At 26.1% G+C, this 1,581-nt stretch carries 3 protein-coding genes; all 3 read left to right on the top strand.

Translation table 11 applies throughout. The features are described from left to right. Positions 1 to 786 (top strand): ParB/RepB/Spo0J family partition protein (locus tag BMX09_RS09800; protein ID WP_089747996.1); only part of this gene is annotated, 786 nt, incomplete at its 5' end. Between the two features lie 15 nt (positions 787 to 801). Then, positions 802 to 1,068, top strand: a complete 267-nt coding sequence (locus BMX09_RS09795; RefSeq protein ID WP_089747993.1) for a hypothetical protein — start codon at positions 802 to 804, stop codon at positions 1,066 to 1,068. Next, entirely contained in the window at positions 1,061 to 1,339 is a 279-nt protein-coding gene (locus tag BMX09_RS09790) for a hypothetical protein (protein WP_143054417.1), read from the top strand. Before BMX09_RS09795 ends, BMX09_RS09790 begins: the two co-directional genes overlap by 8 nt. The last annotated feature ends 242 nt before the right edge of the window (positions 1,340 to 1,581 follow it).

Below are 1,581 nucleotides of genomic sequence, written 5' to 3'. Positions count from 1 at the left end.
CCATTTACAGAATATACTGAAAAACAATTAGAAATTCTAATGATGGATATAAAAAAAAGAGGGTTAGACAATGCTATTATTGTACGACCTAAAAAAGATTATTATGAAATTGTAGCAGGGCATAATAGATACGAAGCAATTAAGCGATTGGGTTGGACAACTATTCCAGCGATAATTAAAGATCTAACGGATGAAGAAACTGCGATAGGTTTAGTGCAAAGTAACTTTATGCAACGACAACACATTAAAGAAAGTGAAAAAGCAAGAGCTTACAAACTAAAAGTGGATGCTACAAAACACCAAGGGAAAAAAGGTACTGATTCTCTAAAAATAATTGCCGTAGAAGAAAAGATAAGTGAAAGAACATTATCTAGATACGTCGCTTGTGCAAAATTAATTGATGAATTTATGAATTTATTAGATAATAAAAAATTATCTCTTGCAAACGGAGAAATTTTAGCTAAGTTCTCTGATATCGAACAATTAATTATTTTTAATAGCATCGTGAATTTTGACATTAAAATTACTAGTAAAAACTTACAACTAATAAAAACTATTAATCCAATTACAGAAGATGCTATAAAAGAATGTTTTACAAGTGAAGATGAAGATAACGAAGAAGAATTAGAAAAGACAAATAGTAAAAAAACAAAAAAAACAGTAGATGATTTAATGAATGAAATAGCAAATAATGAAGAGTTATCTATTTTAGAAAAACAATTAGATACTGTAATACTAAAAGAATTATTAGAATTATTGCATTCTAAAAAAATGATTAAACTATAATAGGAGGTAACAGTAATGGGATTTCTAGAAGGACTTTTAGCATTAGCTGCAATAGGACTTATAATTTATCTATTTCTATATGTAGGATATTGTATTATTCTTCTTGCTCTTTTAGCTATTGTAGCAGTGTTGATTGTAGCAGTTTTTGTTTATCCATTACAAGTTTTCCTATTTTTATTGAAAGGTGTAGTAATTTTAGCAATATTCATTATTGCTATTGTAAAGATACATGATAAATTAGAAGAAAGAAAAGAACAGGAGGAAGATGATTTTTATGAATAAGAGAAAAATATTTTACGAAACTCCAGAAATAAATATTATAAACGAACCTTTTTATAATGATAAAAATATTGATTGGAATGAAAAATTATTATTAACATACTGTTACCAAAAAAGAAATAAACATAATATTATTTATACAAATAGAAAAGAATTAGAAGAATTATTAACTACTGATAAAATTGATAAAGTATTAGATAAACTAGTAGAAGAAAATTACATTATGATTTATAAAACTTCTAATCAGATTCATATTGAATTAATAACTGAATAAGCCCTCGTAATAAACCACAGAATCTTTTTTCTGTGGTTTTTTATATAAAGGGGGTATAGAAAGAGGGGAAATTTAATGGCGATATATAAGTATAATAGAAATAAAGGTTATGAGAGTATTAGCAGAGATTTTTTACAAAACAATAATTTATCTTTGCAAGCAAGAGGATTGCTTGCATATATGATTAGTATGCCAGAAGACTATGTGTTTCATAAAACACAGTTACAAAATTGTTTTGCTAA

The sequence above is a fragment of the Granulicatella balaenopterae genome (genome assembly GCF_900111135.1).
Lineage (GTDB): Bacteria > Bacillota > Bacilli > Lactobacillales > Aerococcaceae > Granulicatella > Granulicatella balaenopterae.
The sequence above is the reverse complement of the archived record's forward strand: the minus strand, read 5'-3'. Positions and strand labels throughout refer to the sequence as shown.

What these genes read in the sequence shown, in the direction of transcription:
- BMX09_RS09795 (WP_089747993.1), top strand. Translation starts at nt 802, where the DNA reads ATGGGATTTCTAGAAGGACTTTTAGCATTAGCTGCAATAGGACTTATA.
- BMX09_RS09790 (WP_143054417.1), top strand. Translation starts at nt 1,061, where the DNA reads ATGAATAAGAGAAAAATATTTTACGAAACTCCAGAAATAAATATTATA.